Consider the following 16,420-nt stretch of genomic DNA (forward strand, 5'->3'; position numbering starts at 1 on the left):
AAGTCCGACAAGCTGCTAGGCTCCCGCGGCGAGGCGCGTTGCTAAGTGTTTCATACCGAATTGCTAATAATTTACTAAAGGGCGCCGGAACGTGGGCGCGAGCTAAGCTTGTAGAATCCACCCAACCTTCCTGATTGAGACATTTGCTGGTTGCCGCCATGCTCCCAACGAAAGCCAACCCCCCTCTGCTGGATGCCGCGCAAGCCGCGTTTCTGGGCGGCCCGGTAGCGATCAACGTGGCGTCCCACGACGCTGCCCGGGTGCCTTCCATCGCCCGGGCCTTCGGCTGCCGCGTGTCGGCGGACCGGCAGGAAGTGGTGGTGTTTCTCTCGCACCCACGTTCCCGGAACATCCTGGACGATCTGGCGGCGGGCGCGCCCATCGCCGCCGTCTTCAGCAGACCCGCCACCCACGTGACCCTCCAGCTCAAGGCCGCCGGCGCGCGCATCCAGCGGCTGGCGGCAGGCGATCGGGAGATCATGCTGGCCAGCGGCGCCGCGTTCATCGCCGAGATCATGGCCCTGGGCTATTCGGAAAACTTCTCCCGGGCGTTGATGGCGCCGGCCGGGGACGATGCGGTGGGTGTGGCCTTCACCCCCGAAGCGGTGTTCGAGCAGACCCCCGGACCCAAAGCGGGCATGCGTCTGGAGCCCAAGCTATGACGCTCAGCCTGCGCTCGCTGCGGCGCTGCTTCGAGGGCGCGGTACCCGCCACCATCGCTACCTGCGCGGCGGACGGCATGCCCAACGTCGCCAAGCTTTCCCACGTCCACTTCGTGGACGACGGGCATGTGGCCCTGTCTTACCAGTTCTTCAACAAGACCCGGGAAAACATCCTCCTTAACCACCGCGCCACGGTGGAGGTGGTGGACCCGGTGAGCGCCGCTCACTTCTGCCTCCAGGTTGAATACCTGCGTACCGAAACCGCGGGGCCCCTGTTCGCGTATATGAAAGCCCGGCTGGCGGCCATCGCCTCCCACTCGGGCATGAGCAAAGTGTTCCGCCTGCTGGGTTCCGACATCTACCGGGTATTGGATGTGGTGGCGGTGAGTGGCGACGTGGACGCCGACATCCCTCCGCGCGCCAACCTGCTCTCTGGCCTGCGCGCCTGCCAGGCCGTTCTCGCCGGTTGCGCCGATCTCGCCCACCTGCTCGACACGATGCTGGAAGGCCTGGAACGGCACTGGGACATCTGCCATTCCATGCTGCTCATGGCAGACCCGGACGGCAAACGGCTCTACACCGTGGCCAGCCGGGGCTACGCGGAGTCCGGCGTGGGCTCCGAGATGTGCATGGGCGAAGGCATCGTTGGCGTCGCCGCCGGGGAGCGCACGCCCATCCGCATCGGGTATGCGGTGCAGGAATACCGTTACAGCCACGCCACCCGGGAACGTTTCGCCGCCAGTGTCGATGGCTACGCCCTGGAAACCGAGATTCCCTTCCCAGGTCTGGCGGAAGCGGGTAGCCAGTTGGCCGTGCCCCTGCTACTGGGCGAACGCCTGTTGGGAGTGCTGTTGGTGGAAAGCGCCGAGGAACAGCGCTTCACTTTTGAAGACGAGGACGCTTTGGTGATCCTGGCGGGTCATTTGGCCATGTGCATCGACTACCTTTCCCGCAGCGCGGATCTGCCCCCGGAACCGGCCGCACCCGCCTCCAGCCGCCCGACCGCTGCGGCATCCCAGGGTACACCGGTGCTTATCCGCCATTTTCCCGCCGACCACAGCGTGTTCGTGGACAACGACTACCTGATCAAGGGCGTGGCCGGCGCCATTATCTGGAAGTTGCTGCGGGAATACATCGACGCAGGTCGTGCCGAGTTCACCAACCGGGAACTGCGCCTGGATCCCACTCTTGGCCTACCGGATATCACCGACAACCTGGACGCCCGTCTGATCCTGCTGCAACGCCGGCTAGCAGAACGTTGTTCCTTCATCGCCATCGAGAAAACCGGGCGCGGTCGTTTCCGCCTCAACGTGAGCCGGCCGCTGCAACTGAGCGTGGCTGCGCCCCTCTGACCTGTGGCCGGCGCTCCTCCGCCGATCCCGCTGTTCGTTGTATCGCCCCGCTGCATGCGTCATCCCGGCTTGATACGTGCCCCATTCATTCCGAGATAGATTGAAGCCACTCCCGGCACCGCCTGAGCCGCGGGCAAGCAACCCGTCTAGAAGCGCGCCAGCCGCACTCGATAGAGGCCGCCGATCACTACGTACTCGTCCTCGCCGCGCAGCATGCCCGGCAGCAGGCAACTGAAGAAGGCCAGTTTCGGCAAGGGGACATCGACGGCCAGCAGGTCGTCGCCGAATTCTCCGGCGCGCTCGCGCGAGCGGGAGAAGGAATTGATGTTGTTGAGCAGCAGCACCTTCTCCCCCTGCCTGCTGTCCTGCACCGTTTCGTGCTCGGCGAGACGGTTCACGCCCCGATACAGCCGCAAGTGCGTGCGCTGCGGAAACTGCCGGGCCAGTTCGTACTGGGTGTAGGCGTAGAGCAGGTCGAGTTGGGCCTCCAGGGCATTGGTGCCGCGCAGTCCCTGCGCCCGGATTTCCACATAGCGCTGCCAGGCGGTGCTGCCGGGCTCGCGCAGCGGTTCGCCATGGTGGCGAGGAGTGAGCCCGAAGCGCGACTCGACCCAGCCCTTCAACACCGCCGCCTCCCGGCTCTCGCTGTCGAACGCCCAGCCGCGCACGACGCGCAGGTAACTGGCCTTGGCGCGCGCGCCGGACTGGCCCTTGACGAGGCCGGCATCCTCGGGGTGCCGCAGGCAAAAGTGGTTCTCCATGTAAACCGCGAAACGCCCGGCCCGCTCGCCAGCGCCGGGAATGTCGTCCAGCAGGGCCCACAAGGGCTTGTGCAGGTCGGCCACACCGTCGATCTGCAAGGGCGTCGGATGTCGCTGGTAGGTCAGGCCACCGAGGATGTCGGCCGGCAGGTTGCAGCGGTTGATCGGCAAGCGGGCAAGGCGGGGCAGCGTCGGCAGGCACTCGCTGGCCTTGTCGGGAGCGCGACAAATATCCGCGGGAATGTCAGACATCGGCGTTTCGTCGTCCTTTCCGGAAGCGGTGAGCAATCGATGAAAATCTTTTCACTTCAGTTAGTTAGACATTACAGCCGGAGCTGGCACGGTCTGTGCACAAGCCCTGTCAGGAGCGCGGGATTCTTCCTTGCTTCAGATGATTTCAACGCAGGACTTCAACAAGGAGATTGCATCATGGCAAAACTTCGTCAAGCCGCCATCTACGGCAAGGGCGGTATCGGCAAGTCTACCACCACCCAGAACCTCGTCGCCGCGTTGGCGGAAATCGGCAAGAAGGTGATGATCGTCGGCTGCGACCCGAAGGCCGATTCGACTCGGCTGATTCTGCACAGCAAGGCGCAGAACTCGGTGATGGGTCTGGCCGCCGAGGCCGGTTCGGTCGAGGACCTCGAACTCGAGGATGTGATGTCGGTCGGTTACGGCGGCATCAAGTGCGTCGAATCCGGCGGCCCGGAACCCGGCGTCGGCTGTGCCGGTCGCGGCGTGATCACCGCCATCAACTTCCTCGAAGAAGAAGGTGCCTACGACGATGACCTCGAATTCGTCTTCTACGACGTGCTCGGTGATGTCGTCTGCGGTGGCTTCGCGATGCCGATCCGCGAGAACAAGGCGCAGGAAATCTACATCGTCTGCTCGGGCGAGATGATGGCGATGTACGCTGCCAACAATATCGCCAAGGGCATCGTCAAGTACGCCAACTCCGGCGGCGTGCGCCTCGCCGGCCTGATCTGCAACAGCCGCAACACCGACCGCGAGGATGAGCTGATCATGGCGCTGGCAGCCAAGCTGGGCACCCAGATGATCCATTTCATCCCGCGTCACAACATCGTCCAGCACGCCGAGATCCGCCGCATGACGGTGATCGAGTACGACCCGACGGCGGCACAGGCCGACGAGTACCGCACCCTGGCAAGGAAGATCGTCGACAACAAGAACTTCGTGATCCCGACGCCGGTGACCATGGACGAACTCGAAGCACTGCTGATGGAGTTCGGCATCATGGAAGCCGACGACGAGTCGATCATCGGCAAGACCGCCGCCCAAATCGCGGCCGAACAAGCCGAAGCGCTCGCCGCTGCCTGAGCTGCTGCACCGCACCATACCGTCTCAACCCGCGGCTGCCGCGCACACATGAGTGCCGGCATCCCAAAAGGAGAAACAGGATGTCTGAATTGACACGTGAAGAAACCGAGGCCCTGATCCAGGAAGTGCTCGAGGTGTATCCCGAGAAGGCCCGCAAGGACCGCGCCAAGCACCTGGCGGTCAACGACCAGTCGATCGAACAATCGAAGAAGTGCATCACTTCCAACCGCAAGTCCCTGCCCGGCGTGATGACCGTCCGCGGCTGTGCCTACGCCGGTTCCAAGGGAGTGGTGTGGGGTCCGATCAAGGACATGATCCACGTCTCGCACGGCCCGATCGGTTGCGGCCAGTATTCACGCGCCGGTCGCCGCAACTACTACGTCGGCACCACCGGCGTGGACACCTTCGGCACCATGAATTTCACCTCCGATTTCCAGGAAAAGGACATCGTCTTCGGCGGCGACAAGAAACTGGCCAAGCTGATCGGCGAGATCGAGATGCTGTTTCCGCTGCACAAGGGGATCTCCGTGCAGTCCGAATGCCCGATCGGCCTGATCGGGGACGACATCGAAGCGGTCGCCAAGAAGGCCGGCAAGGAAATGGACAAGCCGATCGTGCCGGTGCGCTGCGAAGGCTTCCGCGGCGTTTCGCAGTCGCTCGGGCACCACATCGCCAACGATTCGATCCGCGACTGGGTTCTCGACAAGCGCGACGGTCAAGCCTTCGAAGCCACACCCTACGATGTTTCGATCATTGGCGACTACAACATCGGCGGCGATGCCTGGGCATCGCGCATCCTTCTCGAGGAAATGGGACTGCGGGTGGTTTCGCAGTGGTCCGGCGACGGCACCCTGGCGGAAATCGAAAAGACGCCGAAGGTCAAGCTCAACCTCCTGCACTGCTACCGCTCGATGAACTACATCAGCCGTCACATGGAGGAGAAGTACGGCATTCCCTGGCTGGAATACAACTTCTTCGGCCCGACCAAGATCGCCGAGTCGCTGCGCGCGATCGCCGCACAGTTCGACGACCACATCAAGGCAGGCGCCGAGCGCGTGATCGCCAGGTACCAGCCGATGATGGAGGCGGTGATCGCGAAGTACAAGCCGCGCCTGCAGGGCAAGACGGTCATGCTCTACGTCGGCGGCCTGCGCCCGCGGCATGTCATCGGCGCCTACGAGGATCTCGGGATGCAGGTCATCGGTACCGGCTACGAGTTCGCGCACAACGACGATTATGACCGCACGATCAAGGAAATGGGCAACGCCACGCTGCTCTACGACGACGCCACCGGCTTCGAGCTGGAGGAGTTCATCAAGCGCATGAAGCCCGACCTGGTCGGTTCCGGCATCAAGGAAAAGTACGTTTTCCAGAAGATGGGCATCCCGTTGCGCCAGATGCACTCGTGGGACTACTCGGGCCCGTACCACGGTTACGACGGCTTTGCGATTTTCGCTCGCGACATGGACATGGCGATTTCCAACCCCTGCTGGAGCAAGCAGACGCCGCCGTGGAAGAAGCAACCGGAGGCCATCGAGGCGGCCGAAGACGGCGCGCTGAAGAAAGTTGCCTGAAAGAAATTTCCCTCAACTTGTGTCCGCGTCCACAAATGGGTGGTGCGGGCAAAGGAGATGTAGATGCAAGCTGTAGATGACATCAAGCCCTGCTTCCCGCTTTTTGGCGACGACGACTACCAGGCGTCGCTGAAGAACAAGCAGGCACGGTTCGAAGAGCGCCATTCCCCGGAGAAGGTGCAGGAGGTCTTCCTCTGGACGACGACCCAGGAATACCAGGATCTCAACTTCAAGCGCGAGGCGCTGACCGTCGATCCCGCCAAGGCCTGCCAGCCGCTCGGTGCCGTGTTGTGCGCGCTGGGCTTCGAGAAGACGCTACCCTATGTGCATGGCTCGCAAGGCTGTGTCTCGTACTTCCGCACCTATTTCAATCGCCACTTCAAGGAGCCGATCTGCTGCGTCTCGGATTCGATGACCGAAGACGCCGCGGTCTTCGGCGGCCAGAAGAACATGTTCGACGGCCTCGAGAACGCGCGCGCCATCTACAAGCCGGAAATGATCGCGGTATCGACGACCTGCATGGCCGAGGTGATCGGCGACGACCTCAATGCCTTCATCAACAATGCCAAGAAGGAAGGGCACGTGCCGGACGAGTTCCCGGTACCCTTCGCGCACACGCCGTCCTTCGTCGGTTCGCACGTCACCGGCTGGGACAACATGTTCGAGGGCATCATGCGCTCGTTCACGCTGAACAGCATGGCCGACAAGGCGCCGGGCAAGAACGGCAAGCTCAACTTCGTTCCCGGCTTCGAGACCTACCTGGGCAATTTCCGGGTCATCAAGCGGATGATGGCGGAAATGGGCGTCGAGGCAACGCTGCTCTCGGACCCGACCGAGGTCCTCGACACGCCGGCCGACGGCGAGTTCAGGATGTACGCTGGCGGTACGACGCAGGACGAAATCAAGGACGCGCCGAACGCGATCAGCACCTTGCTGCTGCAACCCTACCAGCTCGAAAAAACGAAGAAGCTGGTCGAGAACACCTGGAACCATGAGGTGCCACGGCTCAACATCCCGATGGGCGTCGACTGGACAGACGAGTTGCTGATGAAGGTCTCGGAACTGACCGGCAAGCCGATTCCGGAATCGCTGGCCAGGGAGCGCGGTCGCCTGGTCGACATGATGTCCGATTCGCACGCCTGGCTGCACGGCAAGAAGTTCGCCCTCTACGGCGACCCCGACTTTGTCATGGGAATGGTCAAGATCCTCTTCGAGTGCGGCGCCGAGCCGACACACGTGCTCAGTCACAACGGCAGCAAGCGCTGGCTGAAGGCCATGGAGAAGATGATCGCCGAAAGCCCCTTTGGCGGTAGCGCCAAAGCCTACACCGGTCTCGACCTGTGGCACCTGCGCTCCTTGTGCTTTACCGACAAGCCGGATTTCCTGATCGGCAACAGCTACGGCAAGTTCATCCAGCGTGACACCCTGCACAAGGGCAAGGACTTCGAGGTGCCGCTGATCCGCATCGGTTTCCCGCTGTTCGACCGTCATCATCTGCATCGCCAGACGACGCTCGGCTACGAAGGAGCGATGCAGGTGGTCACCACCCTGGTCAATGCGGTGCTCGAACATCTTGACGCTGAAACGATGGGCATGGCCACCACCGACTACAACTTCGATCTGGTGCGCTGAGTGCGCTGAATCGGTCAGACGGGGACGTTCGCCGTTCCCGTCGCCAACTGCAAGGGAAAGTCCCATGGCCAACATCATGGTCCGCAAGACGGCTGTCGGCGCCTACTCGTTCTATCTGCCGAAACGCGATCTGGAGGACGCCATCGTTTCGATGGAATACGACAGCGCCGACAAGTGGGGCGGCGAGATTCGGCTCAACAACGGCGGCATCTACTACATTGAACCGCAGGCCCTGCCTGCACGCTTCCCGATCTCGCTGCGCGCCAGGCGACTGGATGCGGCGGAGTAAGACATGCAACGGAGAGTTACCTCATGGCAATGAAAATCATCCAGGCCGAATGCACATCCTGTGGCGACTGCAAGCCGGTCTGCCCGACCAGCTCGATCACCAGCAAGGCTGGCATGTACAAAATCAACGTCGACACCTGCACCGAATGCGAAGGCGAGTTCGATTCGCCGCAGTGCCTCGATGCCTGTCCGGCAGGCGAATCCTGCATCGTCTTCCTCTAGCTTCCGGGAGGGCTCTGATGGCACAGTCGATTAGCCGCGAAGCGGCGCTACGCGTCGCCCTCGCCGCCCGCGAACTGGGCAGTCTGCCGGTCCGGAAACTGATCTCGGCCCTGGTCGAGCGACTGGAGCTGCCGCTGACCGAGGCCAAACTGGCCACCGTCACGGTGGCCGATCTGCAACTCCTGCTGCAGGGGGACGACGTGGTCGAGAGCGAAGTTCCGCGCGAGCAGCTCAAGCAGGCGGTCCGCCTCCTCTGGGGCGAAGGCATCGCCAACCACGATCTGCCGCCGGTGGCACACTACGCCGACGGCGACATGCCCGGTTCGATCCGCGTCGCCTGCGCCTCGAACCGCGAGCAATTGCTCGACGGCCACTTCGGGTCCTGCGAGCGCTTCCTGGTCTACCAGGTGTCGCCGGTCGAAGTGCGACTGATCGACGTGCGACCAACGCTCGCCGCCGACCACGCCGAGGATCGCAACGTCGCACGCGCGGCGCTGATCCATGACTGCCAGATCGTCTACGTACAGTCGATCGGTGGCCCGGCGACGGCCAAGGTCGTGCGCGCCGGTATCCATCCAGTCAAGGTTGCCAACCGCGGGGACTCAGGCGGCGAAGCACTGCAGGCGTTGGCCCAGTTGCAGCAGGCCTTGCACCATCCACCGCCGTGGCTGGCCCGCATCATGGGTGTCGAAGCCGGCTCGCTCGCTCCTTTCGCCGCCGCTCTCGCCGCCGGGGAGGCATGATGGCTGCCGGCGATGAATAGCGACTCACATTGGCAGCATCTGTCGTGCCTGGTTGCCGAACTTTGCATGCGCGTCCCTGCCAGCGCCGGGCCGGTGGTACTCGCCAGGGAACTGGCGGCGCTGGCTCCCGAGCTGACGTTTCGCCAGGTCCTGTCGCGCGGTGGCTGGTATCGCCTGGGCGGCGTCGTCGATGCGAACAATGCTCATCTTTCGGACAATCTCGAGACCTGGGCCGAGCAGGAACTGGCCGCGCACGACGACGACATGGCCGCGCTCTGCGACGAATATGCCGGGCGCGGGCTGCGGGCGACGCGCCTTACCGGTCGCACGCATTATTTCGTTGCCGCCACGGGCGCCGGCGCCACCGACTTTGTCCAGATCGAAATCGAAGAACTGCAGGAGGTCGTTTGTCATTCGCTGTTCGCGGCGGAAGGTCTGCCGTCGGGAATTGAGGAGCTGATCGATCCGCGCGGTGCGCACTTCCCCTGCTGCGCTGCCAGCGAGCCGATCGGGACGCCCTTCCTGCTCTTGCGCCGGCTGACGCCGATGGCCGCCTTCCTCGCCCGCATGCGCGTGCAGAAGCCCGAAGCGCAGCCGATCCATCGATTCGTCGAAGCCTGGGAAGCCAGCAGCGCCGGCGCCGCGACGCAGTTTTCCAACCACTGGGTGATTGCCGTGCGCGAGCATCTCGACCGCTATCGGCAAGCCGTGCTGCATGCCAACCCGGTGGCCGCGCTGAACGGGGCGGCCCCGAAGTTCGCCGCCACCTTCGGTATGCAGGGGCTGGCATTGCATCAGGCGATGGCCCGCTACGACAAGGCCGCTGGCTTCCCGATGGCCTGGTTCTTTCACATGCTGACCGTCCGCAGCGCGCCATACGCCCTGGCCAGTGCCGTCATCGACGACGTCAACGTGGGCTTCAACTACCTTCCGGGTCGCGACATACAGGTCGTCAAGCAGTGGCTTTACCAGCCTTATGCCTTCTGATTCAGGGCCAGCAGCAAATGGCAGAGGCTGGACTTACCGAAACTGTTGGTGCCGAAGATCACCCTCAAGGGCGCGAGCGGCACCATCCTGGTATCCTTCCACGCCTTGAAGTTCGTGTCCTTTTGGCAAAACTGTAAAATCCACCCAGCCTTACGTACGCGGCTGCAGCACGGGGGCAGTTTGGCTTTTGGGAATTCCCGGGCGAGGAAGAAAAGTGGCGAGCGGCTGTCGCTCAGCGACTCAGTTCGGCAGCGCTACAGCCTCTTTGGCGGCGGATGCCTCGATATCCTCGGACAGGATGCTCATAAAGCTGCGAGTAAACTGGCCGTATTCATCCACCAGTTTCTTCCTACCAGAATTCATACTCGTTGAGTGGCTCTGGATGGTTGTTGATGCCAAGGAAAATACATGACTGACCGCTATGCAGTGATCGGAAACCCGATCAGCCAAACCAAGTCACCCCTCATACATGCTGCCTTTGCCCGGCAATGCGGCCAGGACATGAGCTACGCGGCCATTTCTGCACCCATCGGTGGTTTTTCGCAAGCCGTGGCCGATTTCTGCAGGGAGGGCGGCAAAGGGTTGAACGTCACCATTCCCTTCAAGGTCGACGCGGTGATGATCGCCGATCACCTGACCGAGCGGGCACAGTTGGCGCAGGCCGTCAATACGCTCAGGTTTGACGAAAGCGGTGTGCTTGGTGATAACACCGATGGCATCGGCCTGGTACACGACATTCAGGTCCGCCTGGGAATTTCGCTACGTCACAAACGGATTCTCCTGATAGGTGCCGGCGGGGTTGCGCGCGGCGTCTTGCTCCCCCTGCTCGAAGAAGGCCCTGCCCGACTGCTGGTGGTCAACCGCACGCCTGACAAGGCGGAAGCGCTGATCGCCAGGTTTGCCGATCGAGGTCATCTTGCCGCCGGCGGCTTTGCGGACATTGCCGATCAGCAGTTCGATGTGCTCATCAACGCCACCTCGGCAAGTTTCGGTGGCGAGTGCTTGCCACTCCCCGCCGACTGTTTTGCGCCGGATTCGCTGGCTTATGACATGGCATACGGTCGGGGAAATACCCCCTTCATGACGCAGGCGCTGGCCAGCGGCGCCGGATTCGTCACCGACGGCCTGGGCATGCTGGTTGCACAAGCCGCTGAATCGTTTTTTCTGTGGCGCGGCGTCCGACCGGATGTACTGCCCGTGATCGAAATGCTCATCGCCGCACAGCGGCGATGAGCGGCAAACTTTCTCCTGGATAGTTTCACCGGCGCATGTTCCATCGCGCTGGGTCAGGCGCATGCGCACAACCTGCATTGACCGGAATTTTCAAAGGCATCATCGGGCATTGAGCACCTTGTGGAAATCCACCCACTCGCTTTCGCCAGCAGTGCGCTGCAGGCATCGAAGATTGCGCGCGCGCTTGTGCTTCCCTAGGCGACTGCCGCTGATCCGCGCATCCGCAATGTCGATCAGGCCCAGGCGCCGATCGGGCAGGCAGACTACGTTACCCAGGTGCAGCGAACGAAAATACACTCCACTTTCATGCAAGCGAATCACGAAACGGGTGAATGCGCTCTTCAGCTCCTGTTCGGTATCCGGATCCAGGCCTTCGCAGCGCAGCTCGCGCAAAGTCTTCCCGGGCAGTGGATGGTAGTGTACGGCGTCGCGCGCAATCGAAGGGATTCGCAAGACATCGATGATCTCCGGGACCGGTACGTCACGTTTACGCAGCGCGACCGCGTTGTCAGCGAAACGCTGGGCATAGGGATACCAGGCTGCGGAAGAGAACCAGCGCTTTCGCCGAAAGAGCTTGAGCATCGTACCGTCGGCCAGTCGCAGAACCTTTTCGCCAAATCCATCCGCTTCGATGACCAATGCCCCGGCACGCATTGCAAGATAGTCGTGCTGCTCGATTGTTTTCAAGGTCATCTCCTCACTAAAATCTGCCTGGCCAGCAATTCCGTGCGCGTCGCGGATCATCCTGTCTTCGCCATGCCCAGGCGCAAAACCTTTCAATGTGGAAGTCGCGTCAGCGACTCACGAATCTCCCCGCACCTGCAAGCTGGCGAGAGCTTGGAGGAAATGGCCATGAATTTCATGTTGATCGGGGTACCTGGCAATGTCATGGCCGTTAGAATGAGGCTTTTACAACAGGTCATCCGCCCATGAACTTTATCAAAGCCCTCAACTCGGTATGGCGCGAAAACAATACCCTGCTGTGCATCGGTCTCGATCCCGATCCGGCAAAATTTCCCGCCCATTTGCAACACAGACCGGACGCCATTTTCGAGTTTTGTCGCGCCATCGTCGACGCTACTGCAGACCTGGTCTGCTGCTTCAAACCGCAGATCGCTTACTTCGCAGCTCGCCGCGCCGAAGATCAACTCGAAGCACTGATCGAGCACATTCATATCCGGCATCCGGCGACGCCCGTGATCCTTGATGCCAAACGGGGTGACATCGGCAGCACCGCCGAACAATATGCCATCGAAGCTTTCGAGCGCTTCCAGGCCGATGCTGTCACCATCAATCCATACATGGGGCGGGATTCGATCGAACCCTACCTGGCGTATCGCGACAAGGGCATCATTCTGCTGTGTCGCACGTCGAATCCTGGGGGTAGTGATCTCCAGTTCCTCGATGTCGGCGGTGAAAAACTCTATGAAAGGGTGGCCCGCCTGGTCAGCAAGGAATGGGACGTAAATGGTCAATGCGCGCTCGTGGTCGGCGCGACCTTTCCCAGCGAAATCGCGCGCGTGCGAACGCTGATCGGAGACATGCCGTTGCTCGTTCCTGGCATCGGCGCACAAGGTGGCGATATCGAAACCACGGTACGTGCCGGCTGCACCCCCAGCGGCGTCGGCCTGATCATCAATTCATCGCGTGCCATCCTCTACGCCGGAAAGGGTGAAGACTACGCCAATACCGCCCGTGGCGTCGCCGAGGCAACCCGTAACGCCATCAATTTCCACCGCTGACTAACGGTCATAAAAATTCCAGGCTCGCCGGCCATGATGCACAATGAATTCAAACGTCGATGTTACGTGCGGCCAACGCGTTCGTTTCAATGAAGCTGCGGCGCGGCTCCACCAGTTCGCCCATCAGCGTACTGAAGATCTCATCGGCGCCGATCGCATCTTCGATCTGAACCTTGAGTAGACGGCGTACTTTCGGATCCATGGTCGTTTCCCAGAGCTGCGCAGGATTCATCTCACCAAGCCCCTTGTAACGCTGCTTGGTCACGCTTCGCTCGACCTCACTGAGCAACCACTGCATCGTTTCGGCAAAACTGCTGACCATTTTCTTCTTTTCACCGCGAGCCACAAAACCACCTGCAGCAAAAAGGCCGTCGAGTATCTCGGCGGTTTTTCGAAGTTGAGCATAGTCACCACTGACCAGCAAATCTTCGTCAATCACGCCGAGCTTGAGATTGCCATGCAGGATTTTCTCGAGACGTAACTGCCAACGTTCGCGAGCTGTATCGTAACGCGCCACGATGTTGATCCCCAACCTGTTGTCGACCGCTTCCATCAGGGCCTTGGCACTGGAGGTGGCAGATCGTTCATCCGCCAGTTCGATCTTGAGATTGCTGTCGATCATCGCATGCAGCACTTCCGGGTTGATCAGATGCGAGAGGCGGTTGATGACCGCTTCGGCCAACAGATACTCTCTCGCCAGTATTTCCAGCGCCGCCCCGGAAATTTCCGGAGCACCTGCCTGCGGCGTCAATACCGAACCTTCGAGGGCTAGGGTCAGAAGAAACTGTTTCAGGGCCTGATCGTCCTTGATGTAACGCTCGGTCTTGCCGTGCTTGATCTTGTACAGCGGCGGCTGCGCGATATAGACGTGGCCGCCCTCGACCAGTTCACGCATCTGCCGATAAAAGAACGTCAGCAACAGCGTACGAATGTGCGCGCCGTCCACATCGGCGTCGGTCATGATAATCAGGCGGTGGTAACGCAACTTCTCGGGTTTGTATTCATCCTTGCCGATACCCGTTCCAAGGGCCGTAATCAGGGTCACAATTTCCTGGGAGGAAATCAGTTTGTCGAAACGTGCCTTTTCGACATTCAGGATTTTTCCCTTGAGCGGTAGAATCGCCTGGAACTTTCGGTCCCGGCCCTGTTTTGCTGAGCCTCCGGCGGAATCGCCCTCGACCAGGTAAAGCTCGCAAAGCGCCGGGTCTTTCTCCTGGCAATCCGCGAGCTTGCCCGGCAAACCGACGCCATCGAGCAAACCCTTGCGACGTGTCATTTCCCTGGCCCTGCGAGCAGCATCACGGGCGCGTGCCGCTTCCACAATCTTTCCGGTAATGACTTTGGCATCGGCCGGCCTCTCCTGCAGAAACTCGGCGAGTCTCGCGGTGACGACCTCTTCAACCGCTGGGCGCGCTTCCGAGGAAACGAGCTTCATTTTCGTCTGCGAAGCAAACTTCGGGTCAGGCATTTTCACCGACAGGACACAGGCCAGCCCCTCGCGCATGTCATCACCGCTGATGTCGACCTTCGCCTTCTTGGCGATTTCGTGCTCTTCAATGTAACGGTTGATGACCCGCGTCATGGCAGCGCGCAAACCGGTCAAATGGGCGCCGCCATCGGCCTGTGGAATATTGTTGGTAAAGCAAAGGACTTGCTCCGCGTAGCTGTCGTTCCACTGCATCGCGACTTCGACGCTGATCAGGCCATTGATACTGATCGAATCGCCACTGGCATGAAAAATGTTCGGATGCAGGACCGATTTCGTCCGATTGATGTACTCCACGAAACCTTTGACACCGCCCAGAAATGCAAAATTCTCTTCCTTGCCGGTGCGCTGGTCGTGCAGACGAATCTTCACGCCATTATTCAGAAACGAAAGCTCGCGCAGGCGTTTGGCAATGATTTCGTAATGAAACTCGACCTGGCCGAAAATCTCCTCATCCGCCATGAAGTGCAGTTCAGTGCCGCGCTTTTCGGTATTTCCGAGCACCCTGAGTGGCGATACCTCGACCCCCTTCTGGACTTCGATCAATCGATCGACGACAGTTCCTCGGTTGAACTCCACGAAGTGCTTCCAGTGATCACGCCAAATGGTCAGACGAAGCCATCGCGAAAGCGCATTGACACAGGAAACGCCCACCCCATGCAAACCACCGGATACCTTGTATGAATTCTGGTTGAACTTGCCGCCAGCATGCAGCACACACATCACGATTTCGGCTGCAGACCGTTTCGGTTCATGCTTGTCATCGAACTTGATGCCGGTTGGAATACCGCGACCGTTGTCGCTGACCGAAATCGAATTATCGGCGTGAATGGTGATCACGATGTCGTCACAATGACCTGCCAGTGCTTCGTCGATGGCGTTGTCGACGACTTCAAACACCATGTGGTGCAAACCGGTCCCATCGGAAGTATCACCGATATACATCCCGGGACGCTTGCGAACTGCCTCCAGACCTTCGAGCTGCTGAATGCTCGACTCATCGTAGGCAAACTGCTCGTTCTCTTGAATCATGCTGAATCCAGTATCCATTTCCTGTTAACACTTCTCTTCCTGCCAAACTACAGTGGCTGCAGGCGCGCTCAAATCACACTCAGATCCGCATAGGCATGACAACGTACTTAAATTGATCGTTGCCGGGGATGGTCAACAAGGCACTTGAGTTGGCGTCGTTGAATCCCCATTCGATGGTTTCGTCAGAGGTATTGTTCAAGACATCAAGAAGATAGGAAACGTTGAAACCGACATCGAGCGGCTCACCACTGTAGCTGACCTCAATCTCTTCCTGCGCCTCTTCCTGCTCGGCATTGGCTGCCATGATTTTCAAACCACCCTCCGACAGGATGAGCCGAACACCGCGAAATTTTTCGTTGGTCAGAATGGCAGCCCTGATCATCGACTGCAACAGCGTCGTGCGATTCACCGTCACCACGTTGCGCAGGGTCGACGGGATGACCCGCTGATAATCCGGGAATTTGCCATCGATCAGCTTGGAGACCAGATTGACCGGACCAAACTGGAAACGTATCTGATTCGACAGTATTTCGATCGAGACGGGCTCATCGGAGTCGGTCAGCAGACGACTGAGTTCAATCACCGTCTTGCGCGGCAGGATCAGTTCATGCCGCGCATCAGCCTTACCGGAGGGGGTATCCCCCGTATCTTCGAGAGGCATGCTCGCGTAGGCAAGTCGATGACCATCGGTCGCCACCGCCCGTAATTCACGGGCTTCAACGAGCAGCAGAAGTCCGTTCAGATAATAGCGCACGTCCTGAGTAGCCATCGAATACTGGGTCTGCGACAGCAAATGACGGAACTGCTTCTGACTCACGACAACATTCTTGATCTCCCCTTCCGCAATCGCCATGCAGGGAAAGTCTTCCGCAGGCAGCGTCTGCAGGTTGAAGCGACTCTTGCCTGCCCTGACCTGCATTCGCCGGTCCTCGAGAATAAGGCTGACTTCCGCGCTTTCCGGCAAGGATCGCAGAATCTCCTGCAGCTTTCTCGCAGCAACGGTGACCGCGCCATCGCCATCGCCGCTGGAATCGGAAGTGAACGTGGTGATCTGGATCTCGATGTCCGTCGCGAGAAGTGTCAGCACCCCTCCCCTTTTTTCGAGCAGGACGTTTGAAAGAATCGGCAGGGTATGACGCCTTTCCACAATTCCTGAAACTGCCTGCAGGGGTCCCAGCAGGATGTCTCGCCGTGTTTTAGTAAAGAGCATATATATAAATCCTATAAAGACTAAGGTCCGGACAAGTCTGTTGAAGCATTCTTATTTTGTATGTAATTCAATATATTGGCTACTAATTAACGGCTGTAGAAAGACGGTATGAACTTGTGGATGTAAGCGGATAACTTATCCACAGACCCATTCTGGGC

General features: G+C 60.1%; 16 protein-coding genes. 12 read left to right on the forward strand and 4 right to left on the reverse strand.

Annotation, left to right across the window (positions count from 1 at the left end):
- The first annotated feature begins 158 nt into the window (after window positions 1–158).
- Together AW06_RS16055 and AW06_RS16060 are read left to right on the forward strand one after the other, a co-directional pair.
- Complete coding sequence (locus AW06_RS16055; RefSeq protein WP_034952083.1) at window positions 159–662, forward strand: hypothetical protein; 504 nt, start codon at window positions 159–161, stop codon at window positions 660–662.
- The gene (locus tag AW06_RS16060) at window positions 659–2,014 is read left to right on the forward strand and encodes a GAF domain-containing protein (protein ID WP_034952041.1); all 1,356 of its coding nucleotides are present in this window, start codon (window positions 659–661) and stop codon (window positions 2,012–2,014) included. Before AW06_RS16055 ends, AW06_RS16060 begins: the two co-directional genes overlap by 4 nt.
- Window positions 2,015–2,160: 146 nt before the next feature.
- Here the strand turns inward: AW06_RS16060 and AW06_RS16065 are convergent, their stop codons facing one another.
- Window positions 2,161–3,027: an NAD(+)--dinitrogen-reductase ADP-D-ribosyltransferase gene (locus AW06_RS16065; protein WP_034952084.1), complete on the reverse strand. Its 867-nt coding sequence runs from the start codon at window positions 3,025–3,027 to the stop codon at window positions 2,161–2,163.
- A gap of 177 nt (window positions 3,028–3,204) precedes the next feature.
- Here AW06_RS16065 and nifH point away from each other — a divergent pair, with 177 nt between their 5' ends.
- The 9 genes from nifH to aroE all read left to right on the forward strand — a co-directional run bounded on the left by nifH (window position 3,205) and on the right by aroE (window position 10,792).
- Window positions 3,205–4,113, forward strand: a complete 909-nt coding sequence (gene nifH, locus AW06_RS16070) for a nitrogenase iron protein (RefSeq protein ID WP_034952043.1) — start codon at window positions 3,205–3,207, stop codon at window positions 4,111–4,113.
- 80 nt (window positions 4,114–4,193) lie between these two features.
- A complete protein-coding gene (nifD, locus tag AW06_RS16075) occupies window positions 4,194–5,687 on the forward strand; it encodes a nitrogenase molybdenum-iron protein alpha chain (RefSeq protein WP_034952045.1) in 1,494 nt (497 codons plus the stop codon).
- Between the two features lie 63 nt (window positions 5,688–5,750).
- Entirely contained in the window at window positions 5,751–7,319 is a 1,569-nt protein-coding gene (gene nifK / locus AW06_RS16080; protein ID WP_034952048.1) for a nitrogenase molybdenum-iron protein subunit beta, read from the forward strand.
- Window positions 7,320–7,383: 64 nt separating this feature from the next.
- On the forward strand, window positions 7,384–7,608 hold the full coding sequence (nifT, locus tag AW06_RS16085) for a putative nitrogen fixation protein NifT (RefSeq protein WP_034952050.1): 225 nt from the start codon (window positions 7,384–7,386) through the stop codon (window positions 7,606–7,608).
- A gap of 23 nt (window positions 7,609–7,631) precedes the next feature.
- A complete protein-coding gene (locus tag AW06_RS16090) occupies window positions 7,632–7,829 on the forward strand; it encodes a 4Fe-4S dicluster domain-containing protein (RefSeq protein ID WP_034952053.1) in 198 nt (65 codons plus the stop codon).
- A gap of 17 nt (window positions 7,830–7,846) precedes the next feature.
- Window positions 7,847–8,572, forward strand: coding sequence for a dinitrogenase iron-molybdenum cofactor biosynthesis protein (locus AW06_RS16095; protein WP_034952055.1), 726 nt, complete (start codon window positions 7,847–7,849; stop codon window positions 8,570–8,572).
- Window positions 8,573–8,584: 12 nt separating this feature from the next.
- On the forward strand, window positions 8,585–9,559 hold the full coding sequence (locus AW06_RS16100; RefSeq protein ID WP_034952057.1) for a hypothetical protein: 975 nt from the start codon (window positions 8,585–8,587) through the stop codon (window positions 9,557–9,559).
- Between the two features lie 48 nt (window positions 9,560–9,607).
- On the forward strand, window positions 9,608–9,931 hold the full coding sequence (locus AW06_RS20970; RefSeq protein ID WP_171047381.1) for a hypothetical protein: 324 nt from the start codon (window positions 9,608–9,610) through the stop codon (window positions 9,929–9,931).
- Between the two features lie 36 nt (window positions 9,932–9,967).
- Window positions 9,968–10,792 carry a shikimate dehydrogenase gene (gene aroE, locus AW06_RS16105; protein WP_034952060.1) on the forward strand — a complete coding sequence of 275 codons (825 nt, stop codon included), beginning with the start codon at window positions 9,968–9,970 and terminating at the stop codon, window positions 10,790–10,792.
- Between the two features lie 99 nt (window positions 10,793–10,891).
- Here aroE and AW06_RS16110 read toward each other — a convergent pair whose 3' ends face one another.
- Window positions 10,892–11,485 (reverse strand): hypothetical protein, encoded by a 594-nt coding sequence (locus tag AW06_RS16110; protein ID WP_034952086.1) that lies wholly within the window; start codon window positions 11,483–11,485, stop codon window positions 10,892–10,894.
- Window positions 11,486–11,721: 236 nt separating this feature from the next.
- Here AW06_RS16110 and pyrF point away from each other — a divergent pair, with 236 nt between their 5' ends.
- Window positions 11,722–12,534: an orotidine-5'-phosphate decarboxylase gene (pyrF, locus tag AW06_RS16120; RefSeq protein ID WP_034952066.1), complete on the forward strand. Its 813-nt coding sequence runs from the start codon at window positions 11,722–11,724 to the stop codon at window positions 12,532–12,534.
- A 49-nt stretch (window positions 12,535–12,583) separates the two neighbouring features.
- Here pyrF and gyrB read toward each other — a convergent pair whose 3' ends face one another.
- Window positions 12,584–15,052 (reverse strand): DNA topoisomerase (ATP-hydrolyzing) subunit B, encoded by a 2,469-nt coding sequence (gene gyrB / locus AW06_RS16125; RefSeq protein WP_034952088.1) that lies wholly within the window; start codon window positions 15,050–15,052, stop codon window positions 12,584–12,586.
- 79 nt (window positions 15,053–15,131) lie between these two features.
- Entirely contained in the window at window positions 15,132–16,262 is a 1,131-nt protein-coding gene (dnaN, locus tag AW06_RS16130) for a DNA polymerase III subunit beta (protein WP_034952069.1), read from the reverse strand.
- Between the last annotated feature and the right edge of the window lie 158 nt (window positions 16,263–16,420).

Origin of the sequence: Candidatus Accumulibacter cognatus, from assembly GCF_000584975.1 — a bacterium.
Taxonomy (GTDB): Bacteria; Pseudomonadota; Gammaproteobacteria; order Burkholderiales; family Rhodocyclaceae; genus Accumulibacter; species Accumulibacter cognatus.

Coding starts and splice junctions, on each gene's coding strand:
- AW06_RS16055 (WP_034952083.1), top strand. CDS start 159: ATGCTCCCAACGAAAGCCAACCCCCCTCTGCTGGATGCCGCGCAAGCC.
- AW06_RS16060 (WP_034952041.1), top strand. CDS start 659: ATGACGCTCAGCCTGCGCTCGCTGCGGCGCTGCTTCGAGGGCGCGGTA.
- AW06_RS16065 (WP_034952084.1), bottom strand. CDS start 3,027: ATGTCTGACATTCCCGCGGATATTTGTCGCGCTCCCGACAAGGCCAGC.
- nifH (WP_034952043.1), top strand. CDS start 3,205: ATGGCAAAACTTCGTCAAGCCGCCATCTACGGCAAGGGCGGTATCGGC.
- nifD (WP_034952045.1), top strand. CDS start 4,194: ATGTCTGAATTGACACGTGAAGAAACCGAGGCCCTGATCCAGGAAGTG.
- nifK (WP_034952048.1), top strand. CDS start 5,751: ATGCAAGCTGTAGATGACATCAAGCCCTGCTTCCCGCTTTTTGGCGAC.
- nifT (WP_034952050.1), top strand. CDS start 7,384: ATGGCCAACATCATGGTCCGCAAGACGGCTGTCGGCGCCTACTCGTTC.
- AW06_RS16090 (WP_034952053.1), top strand. CDS start 7,632: ATGGCAATGAAAATCATCCAGGCCGAATGCACATCCTGTGGCGACTGC.
- AW06_RS16095 (WP_034952055.1), top strand. CDS start 7,847: ATGGCACAGTCGATTAGCCGCGAAGCGGCGCTACGCGTCGCCCTCGCC.
- AW06_RS16100 (WP_034952057.1), top strand. CDS start 8,585: ATGAATAGCGACTCACATTGGCAGCATCTGTCGTGCCTGGTTGCCGAA.
- aroE (WP_034952060.1), top strand. CDS start 9,968: ATGACTGACCGCTATGCAGTGATCGGAAACCCGATCAGCCAAACCAAG.
- AW06_RS16110 (WP_034952086.1), bottom strand. CDS start 11,485: ATGACCTTGAAAACAATCGAGCAGCACGACTATCTTGCAATGCGTGCC.
- pyrF (WP_034952066.1), top strand. CDS start 11,722: ATGAACTTTATCAAAGCCCTCAACTCGGTATGGCGCGAAAACAATACC.
- gyrB (WP_034952088.1), bottom strand. CDS start 15,052: ATGATTCAAGAGAACGAGCAGTTTGCCTACGATGAGTCGAGCATTCAG.
- dnaN (WP_034952069.1), bottom strand. CDS start 16,262: ATGCTCTTTACTAAAACACGGCGAGACATCCTGCTGGGACCCCTGCAG.